The sequence below is a fragment of the Variovorax paradoxus genome (genome assembly GCF_040544635.1).
GTDB classification, from domain to species: Bacteria; Pseudomonadota; Gammaproteobacteria; order Burkholderiales; family Burkholderiaceae_C; genus Variovorax; species Variovorax paradoxus_R.
This window is the reverse complement of the sequence record NZ_JBEPKJ010000023.1, coordinates 15,356-32,618: the sequence shown is the minus strand read 5'-3', so window position 1 is coordinate 32,618 and position 17,263 is coordinate 15,356. Positions and strand designations below refer to the sequence as shown.

Here is a 17,263-nt window from a genome sequence, read left to right as displayed (position 1 = left end):
TTGCGCTGGGCGGCTTGACACTGAATCGACTCGAACTGGCGGGAGCCAGCATCGGATCAAACGGTGATCAGAAGGCGTGGCGGATACCGAAGTCGTAGCCGGTCGAGTTCTTCGGGGTGAAGACACTGTTGCTGATGAAAGGCTGGTTGCCCACCGACAGCGATGCGCCGTTCTTGTTGCTCACGCGAGCCACGGTTGCGTACAGGGCCGTGCGCTTCGACAGGTTGTGAACATAGCCAAGAGCCAGCTTGTTGGCCTTCGGATTGTTACGTTGGTCGTTGAAGAACAGGTCGTCGTTGTTGTTGCCCGTCTTGTACTTCACGGCCGAGTAGGACGCGCGAATCAAGCCAGCGCCGACGGGAACCGTCACGCCCAGCAGCCAGCCGTTGAGCTTGGTCGACGGCACGGAACCCGGATGGACGATGAAGTTGCCGTCGATGTCGGTCTTCAGCTTGGCTTGCGACAGTTCACCGAAGAGCTTGGCGGGACCGAAGTCGTACGAAGCGCCGAGGTTCAGCGTGTTGACCTTGTTGGTCACGCCAGCATAGAAGTCATCGCCAACGGTGCTGCTGCCATAAGCGAGCGCAACGTCCAGTGGGCCATTGGCGTAGCCGAAGCGGCCACCGACGTAGCGACCTGCGCGCGAGTTGTTCGCGACATCAGGCGTCGCCAGGCCGGGGCTGTACTTGGTCTGTTCGTGGAACGCGTACATCACCTGGCCGTAGAAACCACCGAGGTTCGGCGGCAGGAAGTAGCCGATCGAATTGCTGGCGCGCGTGGAATTGAGGTTGCCACCGAAACCTCCCGCACCGCCGTCGGTGTTGAAACCGTTGGCCGTCGAGATCAGGTTGGTGCCAACGCCGTTGGTGCCGAACGGATCGAACACGGTGTCGTTCCAGAAGGTCGGGGTGTAGTCACGGCCGAGGCGGACTTCACCGAAACCACCCGACAGGCTCACGGTCGAGCGACGAGCGAACGTCGAAACACCGGTGGCGCCGTCGTCGTTGGTGATGGGGGCTTCGAGCCAGAAGCTGGCAGCCAGGCCGCCGCCGAGGTCTTCGGTGCCACGGAAGCCGAGGCGGCTGGAGTTGTAGCCCGAATTGGCCATGCCGGTCTTGCTGGTCTTGACGCGGCCCTGATTGACGTAAAACGGGTCGTAGACGGGAACGCCGAAAGCGTTGTACGAGACGCCGTTGTACATGTCACGCGAGGTGGACGAGTAGCCGCTGATCGACGCGTCGACCACACCGAAAAGCGTGACGGACGACTGAGCCGAGGCAACACCGGCAACAGCCAGGGCAGCCAGAGCAACTGCCCTTTTGATGCAAAAACTAGAGTGGGCCGGCACTCGAAGCAACCGAGCCGCAAAGAAAAAAGCCCCGAGCTTTGCAGCTCGGGGCTAAATCCACCAATTGGAAGGGTGGAGGAGACAACCGGTGCGCACGGCTTCGTGCGCGATGAAATAAAGTATATCGGTTGTTTGCTGCGTTGCAACAAGCGAGTGACGCTTTTCCCACACACAAATTGGTGTCTCAGCGAACTTTTTTGACTGGGCGCCTTGAATGGATCTGACGAAGATGGAATGCACAGTAAGTTGGACCGGCGACGCCGGCACCCGCTCGGCCATGGGTTTCGTGGCCGAAACAGGCAGCGGCCACGTTTTGACGATGGACGGTGCGCCGGATGCAGCCAAGCCTGAAAACGGGGGGCAAAACCTGGCCCCAAGGCCCATGGAAACAGTGCTCGCGGGAACGGGCGGCTGCACGGCCTACGACGTGGTGCTGATCCTGAAGCGAGGTCGGCATCGTGTGGAGCGCTGCAGCGTCAAACTGACCAGTGAACGCGCGGAAAAGGACCCCAAGGTCTTCACGAAGATCCACATGCACTTCACGGTCGCAGGCAAGGGCATTCCTGCCTCTGCCGTCGAGCGCGCGATTGCAATGAGCCACGACACCTACTGCTCGGCGAGCATCATGCTTGCGAAGACCGCCGAGATCACCACCAGTTTCGATCTGATCGAAACCTGAGCGGCAAAAAAACTCAAATCCGGTGCGCCACCGTGGTCATTACCCGGGAGGCGAATCGCATCAGGGCTTTGGCCGGCGCCGGCAATTCCGCGGCACCGGAATCGATGGCCTGCGCGGCGTGCCGTGCTTCGTCGATCTTCATCTGTTCGACCACGGCCCTCGAGGCGCTGTCGGCTGGCGGAAGGCGGCCCAGGTGGCTCTCGAGGTGAGCTTCCACCTGGCGTTCGGTCTCCGCGACAAAGCCAAGGCTCAACGGATCCCCCAATCGTCCGGCCACGAGTCCCAGGCCAAAAGCGCCTGCGTACCAGAGTGGGTTCAGGACCGAAGGACGCGCGCCGAGTTCGTCCAGCCGCTGGCGTGTCCAGGCCAGATGGTCGGTTTCTTCATGTGACGCTTCGAGCAATCGGACACGCAGGATGGGGTCGCGTGCAACCGCGGCCTGGGCGGTGTAGAGCGCTTGCGCACACACTTCTCCGACATGGTTCACCCGCATCAACGCGCCGGCGTCGCGCCGCTCCGAATCGGTCATTTCACCTGGGGCCTGGACGGGGAGCGGCATGGCCCGGGTGGCATGAGGCCGGGCAAAAAGAGTACGTAATGCCGCATCCGCCGCAGTCAAAACGGGATCGAGCGAAAAGGTCATGCGTCTATTTGAACCCATGCGAAAAGGAGCCGAGCGAAACCTCGTTTCATTTCACATCGTGGTTTGAGAGGGCGCCCAAGCCCTTTGTTGCAGGACTGCAACGAAACGCATGGGCCACCCGCGTTTTCGGGCGATTTGTTTTGCCCTGCCGCAGCGGCTCTGGTGCAATAGCATCAACTTCCCAAAAGGAGGTTGGCCCGGGGTCCGGTGGGAGCACAAAGTGCCAGTCACGGTGAGCCCTTCGCACCGGAGCCCTATGTTTAACCTTGGAGAAACTTGCAATGAAAAAATCTCTAGTTGCTCTGGCTGCCCTGGCTGTTGCCGGTGTTGCCTCGGCTCAGTCGTCCGTCACGCTTTTCGGTGTGGTCGACGCGTCGATCAGCGGCTACTCGTCCACCTCGCGTGACCAGAACCCGACGGTTTTCCCCAATGCTTTCGGCATTCCGACCTACCTGAACCAAGGCAGCGTCAAGGTCAGCCGCCGTGAACTGGCTAACTCGGGCTACAACTCCAGCCGTCTGGGCTTCCGTGGTACGGAAGACCTCGGTGGTGGCCTGGCAGCCAGCTTCTGGCTCGAAGCCCCGATCAAGAACGACGACGGTTCGGAAGGTGTTGCAACCTTCGCTCGCCGCTCGACCGTGAGCCTGTCGGGTGGTTTCGGTGAAGTCCGCCTCGGCCGTGACTACACCCCGACCTTCTGGAACGACACCGTGTTCGATCCGTTCGGCACCAACGGCGTTGGCACCAACCTGATCTCGTCGGCTGCTGGCAGCTTCGGCGCCTTCGGTTCCCCGGCTGCTGCAGTTGGTTCGTTCACCAACGTCGGCGCCAACAACTACGTTCGCGCTAGCAACACCGTCGGCTACTTCCTGCCGCCGAACCTGGGTGGCTTCTACGGTCAAGTCCAGTACGGCTTCAGCGAGAAGACCAAGTACAGCCCTGGCCTGGCTACGCCTGATGTCGCGAACAACTCGCGTCAAGGCCGCTACGTTGGTGGTCGCTTCGGCTACGCCAATGGCCCGCTGGACGTCGCTATTGCTTACGGCAGCAGCACGGTTGGCGATCAGTTCTACGTTGGCACGACCACCAAGGTCAACACGCTGAACCTCGGCGCTTCGTATGACTTCGGTCCCGTGAAGCTCTTCGGTGAACTGTCGCGCGCCAAGAACAAGATCGACTACGAAGTCGCTCCCCTGTTCACCGGCGGCCGTCCTGACGTTGACCTGACCGGCTACCTGCTCGGCGTGACCGTGCCGGTTGGCGCTGGCCTGATCCGCGCTTCCTACTCGCGCGTCAAGTACGACTTCAACGAAGTCCAACTGCCGTTCGAAGCAGCAGTGGCTGACCCGAAGGCTAGCAAGCTGGCTCTCGGCTACGTGCACAACCTGTCGAAGCGCACGGCTCTGTACGCAACGGTGGCTCGCGTGAGCAACAAGAACGGCGCAGCTCTGACCGTTGGCGGCCCGGCTTTCGTGACCGGTGGCGGTGTCTTCACCCCCCGCAACTCGACCGGCTACGACTTCGGTATCCGTCACGCTTTCTAATTTGAGGCTGGCGTGAGCCAGCTTTGAATCGAAAGACAAAAGCCACTCGACGAAAGTCGAGTGGCTTTTTTTATTGGAATTTCGCTGCTGCGTTGCACCAGGTAAACGCACCATTGGCGTGCACCCCCGGGGAATCACCGTGCGGGCACGTACCTTGCACTGCTAGCATGCCAGTTCACTCTTGTTTCTGAATGATTGCCTTCGTCCTGCGCCGCCTGATCCAAGCCGTGATCGTCATGATCGCGGTCGCGTTCATTGCCTTTCTTCTCTTTCAATATGTGGGCGACCCTGTCGTCTTTCTGCTGGGCCAGGACGCGAAGCCCGAGCAGATTCGCGAGCTGCGCGCCGCATTGGGGCTCGACCAGCCCTTCTTCGTGCAGTTCTGGCACTTTCTCGTCAACGCCGCACAAGGCGAGTTCGGGCTGAGCCTGCGCCAGGGCGCGAAAGTGTCGCGCCTCATCGGCGAGCGCTTTCCGGCCACGCTCGAGCTTGCTCTCGTGGCGGCGGTGTTGGCCTTGTTCATCGGCATTCCGATGGGCGTTTACACGGCGCTGCGCCGCGGCACCTTCCTGAGCCAGGTCTTCATGACCGTCTCGCTGCTCGGCGTGTCGCTTCCTACCTTCCTGATCGGGATCTTGTTGATCCTCGTCTTCGCCGTCACGTTGGGCTGGTTTCCGAGTTTCGGACGCGGCGAAACCGTGCAGTTCGGCTGGTGGAGCACCGGTCTTCTCCGGGCCGACGGCTGGCATCACATCGTCCTGCCCGCGGTGACGCTCGCGATCTTTCAGCTCACCTTGATCATGCGGCTGGTCCGCGCCGAGATGCTCGAGGTCTTGCGCACCGACTACATCAAGTTCGCGCGGGCCCGCGGCCTGACGAACCGCGCCATTCACTTCGGCCACGCCCTCAAGAACACGCTGGTGCCGGTGATGACCATCACCGGCCTGCAGCTCGGCGGCCTGATTGCCTTTGCCATCATCACCGAGTCGGTGTTCCAGTGGCCCGGCATGGGGTTGCTGTTCATCCAGGCCGTGACGTTTGCCGACGTTCCGGTGATGGCGGCGTACCTGTGTCTCATTGCCTTGATCTTCGTGGTGATCAATCTGGTGGTCGATCTGCTGTATTTCGTGGTCGATCCGCGGCTGCGCGTTGGCAAGGCGGGAGGACATTGAGATGACGGCTGTCGCTGCGCCGCGATTGCAAGCTTCCGGAAGGGCGTTTGCGCACATCGCGAGCTTCTATCCGGAGATCACGGCTTTTCGCCGCGACCTGCATGCGCACCCCGAACTCGGCTTCGAAGAGATCTACACCGCAGGCCGCGTGCGCGAGGCGCTGCGCGCCTGCGGCGTGGACGAAATCCACAACGGCATCGGCAAGACCGGCGTGGTGGGCGTCATTCGCGGCAGGTCCACGGGGAGCGGACGAATGATCGGCCTGCGCGCCGACATGGATGCGCTGCCCATGCGCGAAGACAACGACTTCGGCTGGCGCTCCGCCAACGACGGCCTGATGCACGGCTGCGGGCACGACGGGCACACGGCCATGCTGGTCGGCGCGGCGCGCTACCTCGCCGAAACGCGCAATTTCGACGGCACCGCGGTGCTGATCTTCCAGCCCGGCGAAGAAGGTTTTGCCGGTGCGCGCGTGATGATCGAAGACGGCCTGTTCGACCGCTTTCCGGTGCAGTCGGTCTATGCGATGCACAACTGGCCCGGCATGCCGGCCGGCACCGTGGGCATCAACCGCGGCGCGATGATGGCCGCGGCCGACCGCATCACCATCGAGATCAAGGGCAAGGGCGGCCACGGCGCCCATGCCTACCAGACCATCGACCCCGTGGTGGTTGCCGCGCACATCATCACGGCCGCGCAAACCATCGTCTCGCGCAGCGTGCGCCCCATCGATGCGGCGGTGGTCAGCATTTGCGCGGTTCAGGCGGGCGACCTGGGCGCGATGAGCGTCATTCCGGGCGAGGCCACGCTCGTCGGCACCGTGCGCACCTTCAGCGCGCGCGTGCAGGCGCAGGTCGAGCAACGCCTGACCGAACTCTGCACGGCGGTGGCCGCAGGCTTCGGCGCCACCGCCACCATCAAGTACGAGCGCATCTATCCGGCCACCATCAACACCGCTCCCGAGGCGATGTTCGCGGCCGACGTGGCCGAGTCGCTGGTAGGTGCCTCCAACGTCGACCGCAGCATGGAGCCCAGCATGGGCGCCGAAGATTTCTCTTTCATGCTGCAGAAAAAGGCGGGCGCCTATCTGCGCATCGGCCAGGACGCCAGGAACGGCGCCTTTCTGCACAACAGCCGCTACGACTTCAACGACGAGATCCTGCCGCTCGGCGCCGCATTGCATGCGGGGCTGATCGAGCAGGGCATGCCGCTGGCTGCTATCCGCAGCGAGCAGCCCGTGAAAGACGCCGCTACCGCGGCGCCTTGATGTATTTCCGATTCCAACCCGAGGAGTGTTCCCAATGAGTTTCAAGAAGAAAGTGGCCGCGGCCACCGTTCTGTGCGCCCTGAGCGCCATCAGCCTGGTCGCGAGCGCGCAGACCGTCCGGATCGCGAATCAGGGCGACGCGCTGTCGCTCGATCCGCACTCGCTCAACGAGTCGCTGCAGTTGAGCGTCACGTCCAACGTCTATGAAACCCTTGTGGGCCGCAACAAGGACCTGAGCCTCGCGCCGGTGCTCGCCAGCAGCTGGAAGCAGGCCACCCCCACCGTGTGGCGATTCGAACTGCGCAAGGGCGTGCAGTTCCATGACGGTACCCCTTTCACCGCCGACGACGTGGTCTTCAGCTTCGCCCGCGCGGCCGGCGAGGGCTCCGACATGAAGGCGCATGTGAGCGAGATCAAGGAAGTGCGCAAGATCAACGACCTCACCGTCGAGATCGAAACCCGCGAAGCCTTCCCGATCCTGCCCGACGTGATCACGCAGATCATGATCATGAGCAAGAAGTGGTGCGAAACCAACCAGGCCACCAAGCCGGTCGACCGCCGCAAGGGCATCGAGAACGCCGCCTCGTTCAAGGCCAACGGCACGGGCCCGTTCCGCGTGCGCGAGCGCCAGCCGAACGTGCGCACCGTGTTCTCGCGCAACGGCACCTACTGGGGCAAGATCGAAGGCAACGCGCAGGAAATCGTCTTCACTCCCATCGCCAACCCCGCCACCCGCGTGGCCGCGCTGGTTTCGGGCGAAGTCGACGTGATGGAGCCGGTGCCCGTGCAGGACATCGCCCGCATCAACGCAAGCCCCAACGCGCGCGTGATTACCGGCCCCGAACTGCGCACAATTTTCCTGGGCATGGACCAGAAGCGCGACGAGCTCCTGTATTCGAACATCAAGGGCAAGAACCCGTTCAAGGACAAGCGCGTGCGACAGGCCTTCTACCAGGCCATCGACATCGCCGGCATCCAGCGCACCGTGATGCGCGGCGCTTCGCGGCCTACTGGCCTCATGGTCGGCCCCGGCATCAACGGCTGGACCGCCGAGCAGGACAAGCGCCTGCCCTACGACGTCGAAGCCGCGAAGAAGCTGATGACCGAAGCGGGCTATCCGAACGGCTTCGAGGTGACGATGAACTGCCCGAACGACCGCTACGTGAACGACGGCCAGATCTGCCAGAGCGTGGCCGCCAACCTCGCGCGCATCAACGTCAAGATCAACCTTGCCGCCGAGACCAAGGGCACCTACTTCCCCAAGATCCTGCGCCGCGACACCAGCTTCTACATGCTGGGCTGGACGCCGACCACCTACGACGCGCACAACGCGCTGAGCTCGCTCACCGCCTGCCCGGACGAAAAGGGCACGGGCCAGTTCAACCTGGGTGCGTACTGCAACCCGAAGCTCGACGAACTCACCAAGAAGGTCCAGTCCGAGACCGACAAGGCCAAGCGCAGCGAGCTGATCAAGGAAGCCTTCAAGCTTCATGCCGACGACATCGGCCACCTGCCGCTGCATCAGCAGTCGCTGGCCTGGGGCGTGAGCAAGAAGGTCGAGCTGGTGCAACTGGCCGACAATTTCATGTTCTTCAAGTGGATCAGCATCAAGCCCTGACCCCGACGACGGCCGCCCCGGCGGCCTGACCATGGGCCCGCTTCTTGCGGGCCCATTCCTTTTGCTACACGATGAAAAAAACACTTGCCCGCTGGCTCGACAGCGATGTCGGCTACAGCTTTCGCACTTCGCCCGTGGCAATGGCGGCGGCGCTCATGGCGCTGGCCTGCGTGTTCTGCGCGGTCTTTGCCGGATGGGTCTCGCCGCACAATCCCTTCGATCTTGCGACGCTCGAACTCGGCGACGCGCGCCTGCCGCCCGCATGGAGCGCCGAAGGCTCTTCCAAGTACCTGCTCGGCACCGACGACCAGGGCCGCGACATTCTCTCGGCCGTGATCTACGGCGCGCGCATTTCGTTGATCGTCGGCATCGTGTCGGTGTTGCTGTCGATCACGGTCGGCGTCGTGTTCGGCCTGCTCGCAGGCTTTCTCGGCGGCTGGCTCGATTCCTTTCTGATGCGCGTTTGCGACGTGATGCTGTCGTTCCCGCCCATTCTGGTGGCGCTGCTCATTGCAGGCGTCGGCCGCGCGCTGTTCCCGGGCGCCCATGAGTCGCTGGCCTTCGGCGTGCTCATCATCTCCATCTCTTTGACCGGCTGGGTGCAGTACGCGCGCACGGTGCGCGGCTCCACGCTGGTGGAGCGCAACAAGGAATACGTGCAGGCCGCCCGCGTGACCGGCGTGGCGCCGCTGCGCATCATGCTGCGCCATGTGCTGCCCAACGTGATGGGGCCGGTGATGGTGCTGGCCACCATTCAGGTGGCCACCGCGATCATTACCGAGGCGACCCTGTCGTTCCTCGGCGTGGGCGTGCCGCCGACATCTCCCTCGCTGGGAACGCTGATCAGCATCGGCAACCAGTATCTGTTCTCGGGCGAATGGTGGATCACCGTGTTCCCCGGCCTCATGCTGGTGCTGATTGCGCTCAGCGTGAATTTGCTCGGCGACTGGCTGCGGGACGCGCTGAACCCGCGCCTGCGCTGAAACCAAAAAGGACAACGCCATCATGACGCTGCTCCAGGTCAAAAACCTCGTCGTCGAGTTTCCGCACCGCCGCGGCACGCTGCGTGCGCTCGACGGAATTTCCTTCGACATCGCGCCCGGCGAAATCCTGGGCGTGGTCGGCGAATCGGGCGCCGGCAAGTCGCTCACGGGCGCGGCCATCATCGGGCTGCTCGAGCCGCCGGGCCGCGTGGCCAGCGGGGAAATCGTGCTCGAAGGCCAGCGCATCGACAACCTCGGCTTCGATGCGATGCGACCCATCCGGGGCCGCAAGATCGGCGCGATCTTCCAAGACCCGCTGACTTCGCTGAACCCGCTCTATACCGTCGGCCGCCAGCTGGTGGAAACCATCCGCGCCCACTTGCCGGTGACCGAGGCCGAGGCGCGGCGCCGCGCCGTCAGCCTGCTGCAGGACACCGGCATTCCGGCCGCCGAACAGCGCATCGACCATTTTCCGCATCAGTTCTCGGGCGGCATGCGCCAGCGCGTGGTGATTGCACTGGCGCTTGCGGCCGAGCCCAAGCTCATCGTCGCCGACGAGCCGACCACCGCGCTCGACGTGTCGATCCAGGCGCAGATCATCCAGCTGCTCAAGCGCATCTGCAAGGACCGCGGCGCGGCGGTGATGCTGATCACGCACGACATGGGCGTGATCGCTGAAACCTGCGACCGCGTGGCCGTGATGTACGCGGGCCGCATCGCCGAGATCGGCCCGGTGCACGAAGTGATCCACCAGCCGGCGCATCCCTACACCTCGGGCCTGATGGCGTCGATTCCCGACATGACCGTCGACCGCGAACGGCTGAACCAGATCGACGGCGCCATGCCGCGGCTCAACGCCATCCCGCAGGGCTGTGCCTACAACCCGCGCTGCCCGCGCACATTCGCACGCTGTCTTTCGGAGCGCCCTGAGCTCATGCATGCGGGCGCCACGCGCGCGGCGTGCTGGCTGCACGACGCCGCCGATCCGCACAAGGGCCAGGCCGAACTCGCGGCCCGGCATCACGATGCGCAGCTTGCCGGCGAACGCGCAGTGCCCGATGCAGCCGCGCCGATTGCAGAGGTCACCCGATGAGCGCAGTACTCGCACCCAAGGCAGAAGGCGGCGAGCCGCTCGTGGTCGCCCACGACCTGGCCCGCACTTTCGACGTGTCGCCGCCCTGGCTCAACCGCGTGCTCGAACGCAAGCCGCGCGTGCTGCTGCACGCCGTGGACGGCGTGAGCTTTTCCATCGAACGCGGCAAGACGCTGGCGCTGGTCGGCGAATCGGGTTGTGGCAAGAGCACCGTGGCACGCCTCTTGGTCGGTTTGTATGCGCCGACCCGCGGCGGACTGCAATTCGACGGCCAGGATGCGCATGCCGCCTTCAAGACCGCCGAAGGCCGCAAGCTGCGCCGCCGCATCCAGATGATCTTCCAGGACCCGTACGCGAGCCTCAACCCGCGCTGGATCGTCGAAGACATCATCGGCGAGCCGCTGCGCGAGCACGGCATCCTGAGCGGCAAGGCCGAGCTGCGCGAGCGCGTGGGCGAGCTGCTCAAGTCCGTCGGCCTCTCGCCGCTGGACATGAGCAAGTACCCGCACCAGTTCTCGGGCGGCCAGCGCCAGCGGATTTCCATTGCCCGCGCACTCGCCACGCAGCCCGAGTTCCTGGTGTGCGACGAGCCCACCTCGGCGCTCGACGTGAGCGTGCAGGCGCAGGTGCTCAACATCATGAAGGACCTGCAGCGCCAGCAGGGCCTGACCTATCTCTTCATCTCGCACAACCTCGCGGTGGTGCGGCACGTGGCCGACCAAGTCGGCGTGATGTACCTGGGCCGGCTGGTCGAGGTGGCGGACAAGCAGAAGCTCTTTGCCGAGCCGCAGCATCCGTACACGCGCATGCTGCTCGACGCGATTCCGCAGATGAAGCACACCGGCCGCGCGCGCACGCCGGTACAGGGCGAAGTGCCGAACCCGCTCAATCCGCCGACGGGCTGCGCGTTTCACCCGCGCTGCCCGCATGCGAATGCGCGGTGCTCGGCCGAGCGGCCGAAGCTGCTGAGCATCAGGGGCGTGCAGGTGGCCTGCCATGCGGCGGAAGAAGGCCGCATCTAGCCGAAGGTGTGCGCAAACGCACTGACACAAGCGGGAAGCCGGCGCAGAGTGCGGCCATGACAATGAAGAAGAACCCCGGCGAACGCAGCGGCCAGGCGATGCAAACGATGCGAACGGAGCTCGGCCGCCGCGGCTTTCTCATGAGTTCGGCGCTCGGGGCGACCGCGACGCTGGCATCTCTTTGTTCGTTGTCGCATGCCGCAGCGGGTGCGCCCGCGCGGCGGATGCCGGTCATCTTCATCGGCCACGGCTCGCCGATGAATGCGCTGGCCGACAACGCCTTCACGCGCCGCCTGTCCGCATGGGGCAGGGAGCTTCCGCGGCCCTCGGCCATTCTGAGCGTTTCGGCCCACTGGCTGAGCCGCGGCGCCACCGGCGTCGGAATGCAGGAGCGACCGAAGACGATTCACGACTTCGGCGGCTTTCCACAGGCGCTTTTCGACATCGACTATCCGGCGCCGGGCCACCCGGCACTGGCCCGAGAAGCGATGGGCGCGGTGAAGCAGACCGCGGTGGTGGGAACCCAGCAGTGGGGCCTGGACCACGGAACGTGGACGGTGCTCAAGCACCTCTATCCGAAGGCCGACATTCCCGTCTTTCAGCTCAGCATCGACTACGACAAGCCGGCGGCGTTTCACTACGCCATTGGTCGCGACCTTGCGGCGCTGCGCGACAAGGGCGTGCTGGTAATGGGAAGCGGCAACGTGGTGCACAACCTGCGGGCCACCGATCGGGGCACACCCGACGGTCCCGCGGCCAGCCGGCCGTGGGCGCAGGGGTTCGACGACGCGGTGAAGGCCGCTCTGGCAGGTCGGGATGACCGAGCGCTCGTCGCCTACGAAAAGCTGGAGGGCGCCGCGACCGCTGTCGCCATGCCGGACCACTACTTTCCTTTTCTCTACGCCCTCGGCGCCGCGGGGTCGAGCGAGCGCGCGAAAACGGTCTACGAAGGCTTTCAGTCAGGCACGCTGAGTATGCGCTGCATCCAGTTCGGCTGAGCGCGCAGGCCTACTGTTCCTCGCCCCACGAGAAGCCGTCTCGCGCAATCATCGCGCTCGAGGCGCTCGGGCCCCAGGTGCCGGCCGCGTACGGGCGCGGTCCGCCGTCCGATGACCAGCTGTCGATCAGCGGCTCGACCCAACGCCAGGCTTCTTCCTGCTCGTCGCTGCGCACGAACAGGTTCAGGCGCCCGTCGATCACGTCGAGCAGCAGCCGTTCGTAGGCACCCACACGCTCGGCGCCGAATCTCTTGTCGAAGTCCAGGTCGAGCTGCACCGGTGCCAGCTGCGCGGCACTCTGGTGGCCGTTGCTGCGGCGGTTGTCCTGTGCCTGCGCGAGCATGTGCAGTTCCAGCCCGTCCTTGGGCTGGAGGTTGATCACCAGCTTGTTGACGGCGCCCGAGGGGGCGCGGTAAATCGCATGCGGCGTCGGCCGGAAGTTGACCTCGATGCGCGCGTCGCGCGAGGCCAGCCGCTTGCCGGTGCGGATGTAGAGCGGCACGCCGGCCCAGCGCCAGTTGGCGATTTCGGTGCGCAGCGCCACGAAGGTCTCGGTGCGGCTGTCGGGGTCGACGCCGGGTTCTTCCCTGTAGCCCGGCACGCGCTCGCCATAGGCCGTGCCGGCGGTGTATTGGCCGCGAATGGCATGCAGGCCCAGCGTTTCGGGCGTCCAGGGCTTGAGCGCGCGCAGCACCTTGAGCTTCTCGTCGCGGATGGCATCGGCGTGCGAGTTGATCGGCGGCTCCATGCCGATGGCGCAGACCAGCTGCAGCGCGTGGTTCTGCACCATGTCGCGCAAGGCGCCGGTCTGGTCGTAGAAGGCGCCGCGCTTTTCGACACCCAGGTCTTCGGCGATGGTGATCTGGATGTTGGCGATGTGCTCGCGGCGCCAGATCGGCTCGAACAGCGCATTGCCGAAGCGCATGGCGAACAGGTTCTGCACCGAGGGCTTGCCCAGGTAGTGGTCGATGCGGAAAACCTGCTTTTCCTCGAGCACCTTGCATACCGCGGCGTTGATCGCGCGGTTCGATGCCAGGTCGTGGCCCAGGGGCTTTTCGAGCACCATGCGCGTCGTCGGCCCGTTCAGGCCCGCCGCGGCGATCTGCTCCACCACCTGGGTAAAGAGTGCCGGCGCCGTGGCCACGTACATCACCACGGTGTCTGCGTTGCGCTGCTTCAGCAAGTCGGCAAGCCGCGCGTAGTCGGCTGGTTTGGACAGGTCCATGCGCAGGTAGTGCAGCATCGAGGCGAACTTCTCGAACTCCTCGGCCGAGGGACGCTTGGCGCCCTCGACGGCATTGAACCGCGACTGGATCAGCTCGCGGTACTGGTCGTCCGAGAGGTCGTCCCGCGCCACGCCGACGATGCGTCCGTCTTTCGGCAGGCTGCCGTGCCTGAAGGCCTGGAACAGCGCCGGCATCAGCTTGCGCCATGCAAGATCGCCAGTACCGCCGAACAGAACGAGATCGAAGCTCATGAGTCGAATTTCCTTTTGTCTTGGTGCCAAGTAGGCTGTTTCAACCGAATGGTACTTGTACCAATTCATGAAACCTGTACGAAAGCTACGCTCAACCCTGGCCGGGAGGCCTATTTTTGTTTTCGAGACGGGGTTTTCACATGAAGAAGCTTTTTACTGCAGCGGCATTGTTGGGTTTGTCGGCCGCTGCGTCGGCGCAGGGCACCGTCAACGTGATCTGCTCGGTCCAGGCCGAATGGTGCAACGTGATTGCCACCGTGTACGCGCGCACCACCGGTACCCGCATCAACATGTCGCTCAAGGGCTCGGGCGAGGCGCTGGCCCAGCTCATCGCCGAGAAGGACAACCCCAAGACCGACGTCTGGTTCGGCGGCACCGGCGATCCGCACCTGCAGGCGGCCGAACAGGGCCTCACGCTCGAATACAAGTCGCCCACGCTAGCGCAGCTTCACCCCTGGGCCCAGCAGCAGGCCAAGCAGTCGGGCTACAAGACGGTCGGCATCTATTCGGGCCCGCTGGGCTTCGGCTACAACCCCGAACTGCTCGCCAAGAAGAAGCTGCCCGTGCCCAAGACCTGGGCCGACCTGCTCAAGCCCGAATACAAGGGCGACATCCAGGTGGCCAACCCCGCTTCCAGCGGCACGGCCTACACCATGATCGCCACGCTGGTGCAGCTCATGGGCGAAGACAAGGCCTTCGACTACCTGAAGGCGCTGCACAAGAACGTGAGCCAGTACACCCGCTCTGGCACCGGCCCCATCAAGGCCGTGGCTCGCGGCGAAACGGCGGTGTCGATCAGCTTCGTGCATGACGGACCGGGCGAGAAGATGCAGGGCTTTCCGGTCGAGACCATCACGCCCAGCGACGGCACCGGTGCCGAAATCGGCTCCATGAGCATCATCAAGGGCGCGCGCAATCTCGAGGCCGCGAAGAAGTTCTACGAGTGGGCGCTGACGCCCAGTGCGCAGGAGCTCGGCGCCGCCAACAAGCAGTTCCAGCTGCCGAGCAACACCACGGCCAAGCTCGATCCGCGCATTCCGGACTTCAAGAAGATCAAGTTCATCAACTACGACTACGCAAAGTACGGCGCCAGCGCCGAGCGCCGGCGCCTGATTGCGCGCTGGGAAAAAGACGTCAATTCGCTGCCGCGTTAAGTGGTCACCGTTGCCGCCGGCGCCGCGCCGGTCAATCCGGCCGCCGTGGCTTCGGCCCGGCGGTCGCAGCGCTGGATCTGGGCCTGGGTGGCGCTGGGCCTTGCGGCCTACCTGGTGCTGCCCTGGTATGCGATTCAGGACTCGACCTGGTACGAGGCCGTTCCGCAGGTGTTCGGCCAGGCCGAGGGTGCCAACGGCCTGATGCAGGCGGCCACGCAAGGCCGCAGCTGGCTTTTCATCGGGCTCGTCGGCCTGGCGATGTGCGCCATCGGTGCCTGGTTGCCGGCCGGCCGGGCGCAAGGGCGCTGGCTGCTGGCGGGCGGCGCCATCGGCGCCCTGGGCCTTGCCATTGCAGGCTTCACCATCGGCGCGCGCGGCTGGAGCTTCGCGGCACTCAACACGCAGTTCGGCGAACTGGCCATCAACCAGTTCGGCATCGGCGCGGGCGGATTCGTGGCGCTTACAGCGCTCACGCTGCTGGCCGCCTTCGGCATTGCGCGGCTGGGGTTGTTCAAGGGCGACCTGTTCGTGGCCGCGGCGGTCATCGGCTGCGGCGTGCTGATGGCGCTGTTCATCGCTTACCCGGTGAGCAAGGCGCTGGCCGGCGCCTTCTTCAATGAAGACGGGCAGTGGTCGATCACGGCCTTTGTCGCGCGCGTGTTCACCGAGCGCATCTGGGGCCTGGGCTGCATTGCGGGCGGCGTGCGCTGCGGCGTCGCCTGGAACACGCTGGTGCTGGCTTTGCTCACGGCCGCCGGCACAACCTTTCTAGGCACATTGATGGCGCTGATGGCCGAGCGCGGCAGCAAGCGCGGGCAGGGTGTGCTGCGGGTGCTGGCACTGCTGCCGATCATCACGCCCCCCTTCGTGGTGGGCCTGGGTCTCATCCTGCTGTTTGGCCGCGCGGGCATCGTCAACCAGCTGCTCGAAAACGTCTTCGGCATCGAGCCGACGCGCTGGTTCTACGGCATGCCGGGCGTGCTGGTGGCGCAGCTCTTCGCCTTCACGCCCATCGCCTTCATGATCATGCGCGGCGTGGTACAGGGCATTGCGCCCAGCCTGGAAGAGGCCGCGCAGATGCTGCGCGCCGACCGGCGGCGCACCTTCTTCACCATCACGCTGCCGCTCCTGAAACCCGGGTTGGCCAACGCCTTCCTGGTGGGTTTTATCGAGAGCATTGCGGACTTCGGCAACCCTGTGGTGGTGGGCGGGCAGTTCTCGGTGCTGTCGACCGACATCTTCTTTGCCATTGTCGGCGCGCAGTACGACCAGGGCCGCGCGGCCTCGCTGGCATGGGTGCTCACGATTTTCGCGCTCGGCGTGTTCGCGCTGCAGCGCGGCGTGCTCGGCAAGCAGAACTACACCACCGTGAGCGGCAAGGGCGACGCGGGCATTGCCATGGCGCTGCCCGACGGCGTGCGCCGCACCATCCAGTGCATTGCATTGCCGTGGATCGCGTTTACTGCCGTGGTCTACCTGTTCGCCTTCGCGGGCGGCTTCGTGCAGACCTGGGGGCGCGACTACAGCTTCACGCTCAACCACTTCAAGAATGCGTTCGCGCTCGAATGGGGCCAGTTCGGCCTGGTGTGGGCCGGCACGGCGTGGAACTCGCTGATCACCACGCTCAAGCTCGCAGGCATCTCGGCGCCGATCACCGCGGCGCTCGGGTTGCTCATTGCGTGGCTGCTGGCGCGCAACGAGTTCAAGGGGCAGGGCGTGTTCGAATTCGGCGCGCTGCTGGCCTTTGCCATTCCGGGCACCGTGCTCGGCGTGAGCTACATCCTGGCCTTCAACGTGCCGCCGTTGGAACTCACTGGCACTGGGCTCATCATCGTGCTGTGCTTCATGTTCCGGAACCTGCCGGTCGGCGTGCGGGCCGGCACGGCAGCCTTCAAGCAGCTGGACCGCTCACTCGACGAAGCTTCGCTGATGCTGCGCGCCTCCACGTCGCAGACGCTCTTCAAGGTGGTGCTGCCGCTGCTCAAGCCCGCGCTGGTGGCGGCATTGGTCTACAGCTTCGTGCGCGCCATGACGACCGTGAGCGCGGTGATCTTCCTGGTCACGGCCGAGAACGAACTCGCCACCACGTACATCATCGGCCGCGTCGGCAATGGCGACTACGGCATTGCGCTGGCTTACTGCACGGTGCTCATGGTGCTGATGTCGCTGGCCATTGCGCTGGTGCAGTGGGTGGTCGGGGAACGCAAGCTGGGGCGTCGCAAGGCGGGTGTGCCAATGGTGGCCGCGCCCGTGGTGCATTGATCG

Annotated in this window: 14 protein-coding genes; 11 read left to right on the top strand and 3 right to left on the bottom strand. The window is 64.7% G+C overall.

The annotated features are described in order from the left end of the window. Positions 1-67 precede the first annotated feature (67 nt). Positions 68-1,306 carry a porin gene (locus ABIC94_RS27120; RefSeq protein WP_354376149.1) on the bottom strand — a complete coding sequence of 413 codons (1,239 nt, stop codon included), beginning with the start codon at positions 1,304-1,306 and terminating at the stop codon, positions 68-70. 271 nt (positions 1,307-1,577) lie between these two features. On the opposite strand from ABIC94_RS27120, the gene ABIC94_RS27115 reads away from it, so the two are divergent. Further along, positions 1,578-2,027 (top strand): OsmC family protein, encoded by a 450-nt coding sequence (locus tag ABIC94_RS27115; RefSeq protein WP_354376148.1) that lies wholly within the window; start codon positions 1,578-1,580, stop codon positions 2,025-2,027. 13 nt (positions 2,028-2,040) lie between these two features. Here ABIC94_RS27115 and coq7 read toward each other — a convergent pair whose 3' ends face one another. After that, on the bottom strand, positions 2,041-2,670 hold the full coding sequence (gene coq7, locus ABIC94_RS27110; RefSeq protein WP_354376136.1) for a 2-polyprenyl-3-methyl-6-methoxy-1,4-benzoquinone monooxygenase: 630 nt from the start codon (positions 2,668-2,670) through the stop codon (positions 2,041-2,043). A 281-nt stretch (positions 2,671-2,951) separates the two neighbouring features. Between coq7 and ABIC94_RS27105 the strand changes: the two genes are divergently transcribed. From ABIC94_RS27105 to ygiD, 8 genes are all read left to right on the top strand, one after another. Beyond that, positions 2,952-4,214 (top strand): porin, encoded by a 1,263-nt coding sequence (locus tag ABIC94_RS27105; protein WP_354376135.1) that lies wholly within the window; start codon positions 2,952-2,954, stop codon positions 4,212-4,214. A gap of 191 nt (positions 4,215-4,405) precedes the next feature. Continuing rightward, a complete protein-coding gene (locus ABIC94_RS27100; protein WP_126745470.1) occupies positions 4,406-5,386 on the top strand; it encodes an ABC transporter permease in 981 nt (326 codons plus the stop codon). 1 nt (position 5,387) lies between these two features. Beyond that, entirely contained in the window at positions 5,388-6,653 is a 1,266-nt protein-coding gene (locus ABIC94_RS27095) for a M20 aminoacylase family protein (protein WP_354376134.1), read from the top strand. A 34-nt stretch (positions 6,654-6,687) separates the two neighbouring features. Beyond that, positions 6,688-8,271: an ABC transporter substrate-binding protein gene (locus tag ABIC94_RS27090; RefSeq protein ID WP_354376133.1), complete on the top strand. Its 1,584-nt coding sequence runs from the start codon at positions 6,688-6,690 to the stop codon at positions 8,269-8,271. 71 nt (positions 8,272-8,342) lie between these two features. Further along, positions 8,343-9,254, top strand: a complete 912-nt coding sequence (locus ABIC94_RS27085) for an ABC transporter permease (protein WP_354376132.1) — start codon at positions 8,343-8,345, stop codon at positions 9,252-9,254. 22 nt (positions 9,255-9,276) lie between these two features. Further along, positions 9,277-10,347, top strand: a complete 1,071-nt coding sequence (locus tag ABIC94_RS27080) for an ABC transporter ATP-binding protein (RefSeq protein WP_354376131.1) — start codon at positions 9,277-9,279, stop codon at positions 10,345-10,347. After that, on the top strand, positions 10,344-11,369 hold the full coding sequence (locus ABIC94_RS27075; RefSeq protein WP_354376130.1) for an ABC transporter ATP-binding protein: 1,026 nt from the start codon (positions 10,344-10,346) through the stop codon (positions 11,367-11,369). Before ABIC94_RS27080 ends, ABIC94_RS27075 begins: the two co-directional genes overlap by 4 nt. Before the next feature lie 56 nt (positions 11,370-11,425). Further along, positions 11,426-12,367, top strand: a complete 942-nt coding sequence (ygiD, locus tag ABIC94_RS27070; RefSeq protein ID WP_354376129.1) for a 4,5-DOPA dioxygenase extradiol — start codon at positions 11,426-11,428, stop codon at positions 12,365-12,367. Between the two features lie 10 nt (positions 12,368-12,377). On the opposite strand, the gene zwf is transcribed toward ygiD, so the two are convergent. Continuing rightward, the gene (zwf, locus tag ABIC94_RS27065) at positions 12,378-13,844 is read right to left on the bottom strand and encodes a glucose-6-phosphate dehydrogenase (protein WP_354376128.1); all 1,467 of its coding nucleotides are present in this window, start codon (positions 13,842-13,844) and stop codon (positions 12,378-12,380) included. Positions 13,845-13,984: 140 nt separating this feature from the next. Here zwf and ABIC94_RS27060 point away from each other — a divergent pair, with 140 nt between their 5' ends. Both ABIC94_RS27060 and ABIC94_RS27055 read left to right on the top strand, forming a co-directional pair. Beyond that, positions 13,985-14,998 (top strand): ABC transporter substrate-binding protein, encoded by a 1,014-nt coding sequence (locus ABIC94_RS27060; protein WP_354376127.1) that lies wholly within the window; start codon positions 13,985-13,987, stop codon positions 14,996-14,998. After that, positions 14,999-17,260, top strand: coding sequence for an ABC transporter permease (locus ABIC94_RS27055; protein ID WP_354376126.1), 2,262 nt, complete (start codon positions 14,999-15,001; stop codon positions 17,258-17,260). The last annotated feature ends 3 nt before the right edge of the window (positions 17,261-17,263 follow it).

Excerpts from the sequence above, each read along its gene's own strand:
- ABIC94_RS27115 (WP_354376148.1), top strand. The coding sequence starts at position 1,578 with ATGGAATGCACAGTAAGTTGGACCGGCGACGCCGGCACCCGCTCGGCC.
- coq7 (WP_354376136.1), bottom strand. The coding sequence starts at position 2,670 with ATGACCTTTTCGCTCGATCCCGTTTTGACTGCGGCGGATGCGGCATTA.
- ABIC94_RS27105 (WP_354376135.1), top strand. The coding sequence starts at position 2,952 with ATGAAAAAATCTCTAGTTGCTCTGGCTGCCCTGGCTGTTGCCGGTGTT.
- ABIC94_RS27100 (WP_126745470.1), top strand. The coding sequence starts at position 4,406 with ATGATTGCCTTCGTCCTGCGCCGCCTGATCCAAGCCGTGATCGTCATG.
- ABIC94_RS27095 (WP_354376134.1), top strand. The coding sequence starts at position 5,388 with ATGACGGCTGTCGCTGCGCCGCGATTGCAAGCTTCCGGAAGGGCGTTT.
- ABIC94_RS27090 (WP_354376133.1), top strand. The coding sequence starts at position 6,688 with ATGAGTTTCAAGAAGAAAGTGGCCGCGGCCACCGTTCTGTGCGCCCTG.
- ABIC94_RS27085 (WP_354376132.1), top strand. The coding sequence starts at position 8,343 with ATGAAAAAAACACTTGCCCGCTGGCTCGACAGCGATGTCGGCTACAGC.
- ABIC94_RS27080 (WP_354376131.1), top strand. The coding sequence starts at position 9,277 with ATGACGCTGCTCCAGGTCAAAAACCTCGTCGTCGAGTTTCCGCACCGC.
- ABIC94_RS27075 (WP_354376130.1), top strand. The coding sequence starts at position 10,344 with ATGAGCGCAGTACTCGCACCCAAGGCAGAAGGCGGCGAGCCGCTCGTG.
- ygiD (WP_354376129.1), top strand. The coding sequence starts at position 11,426 with ATGACAATGAAGAAGAACCCCGGCGAACGCAGCGGCCAGGCGATGCAA.
- zwf (WP_354376128.1), bottom strand. The coding sequence starts at position 13,844 with ATGAGCTTCGATCTCGTTCTGTTCGGCGGTACTGGCGATCTTGCATGG.
- ABIC94_RS27060 (WP_354376127.1), top strand. The coding sequence starts at position 13,985 with ATGAAGAAGCTTTTTACTGCAGCGGCATTGTTGGGTTTGTCGGCCGCT.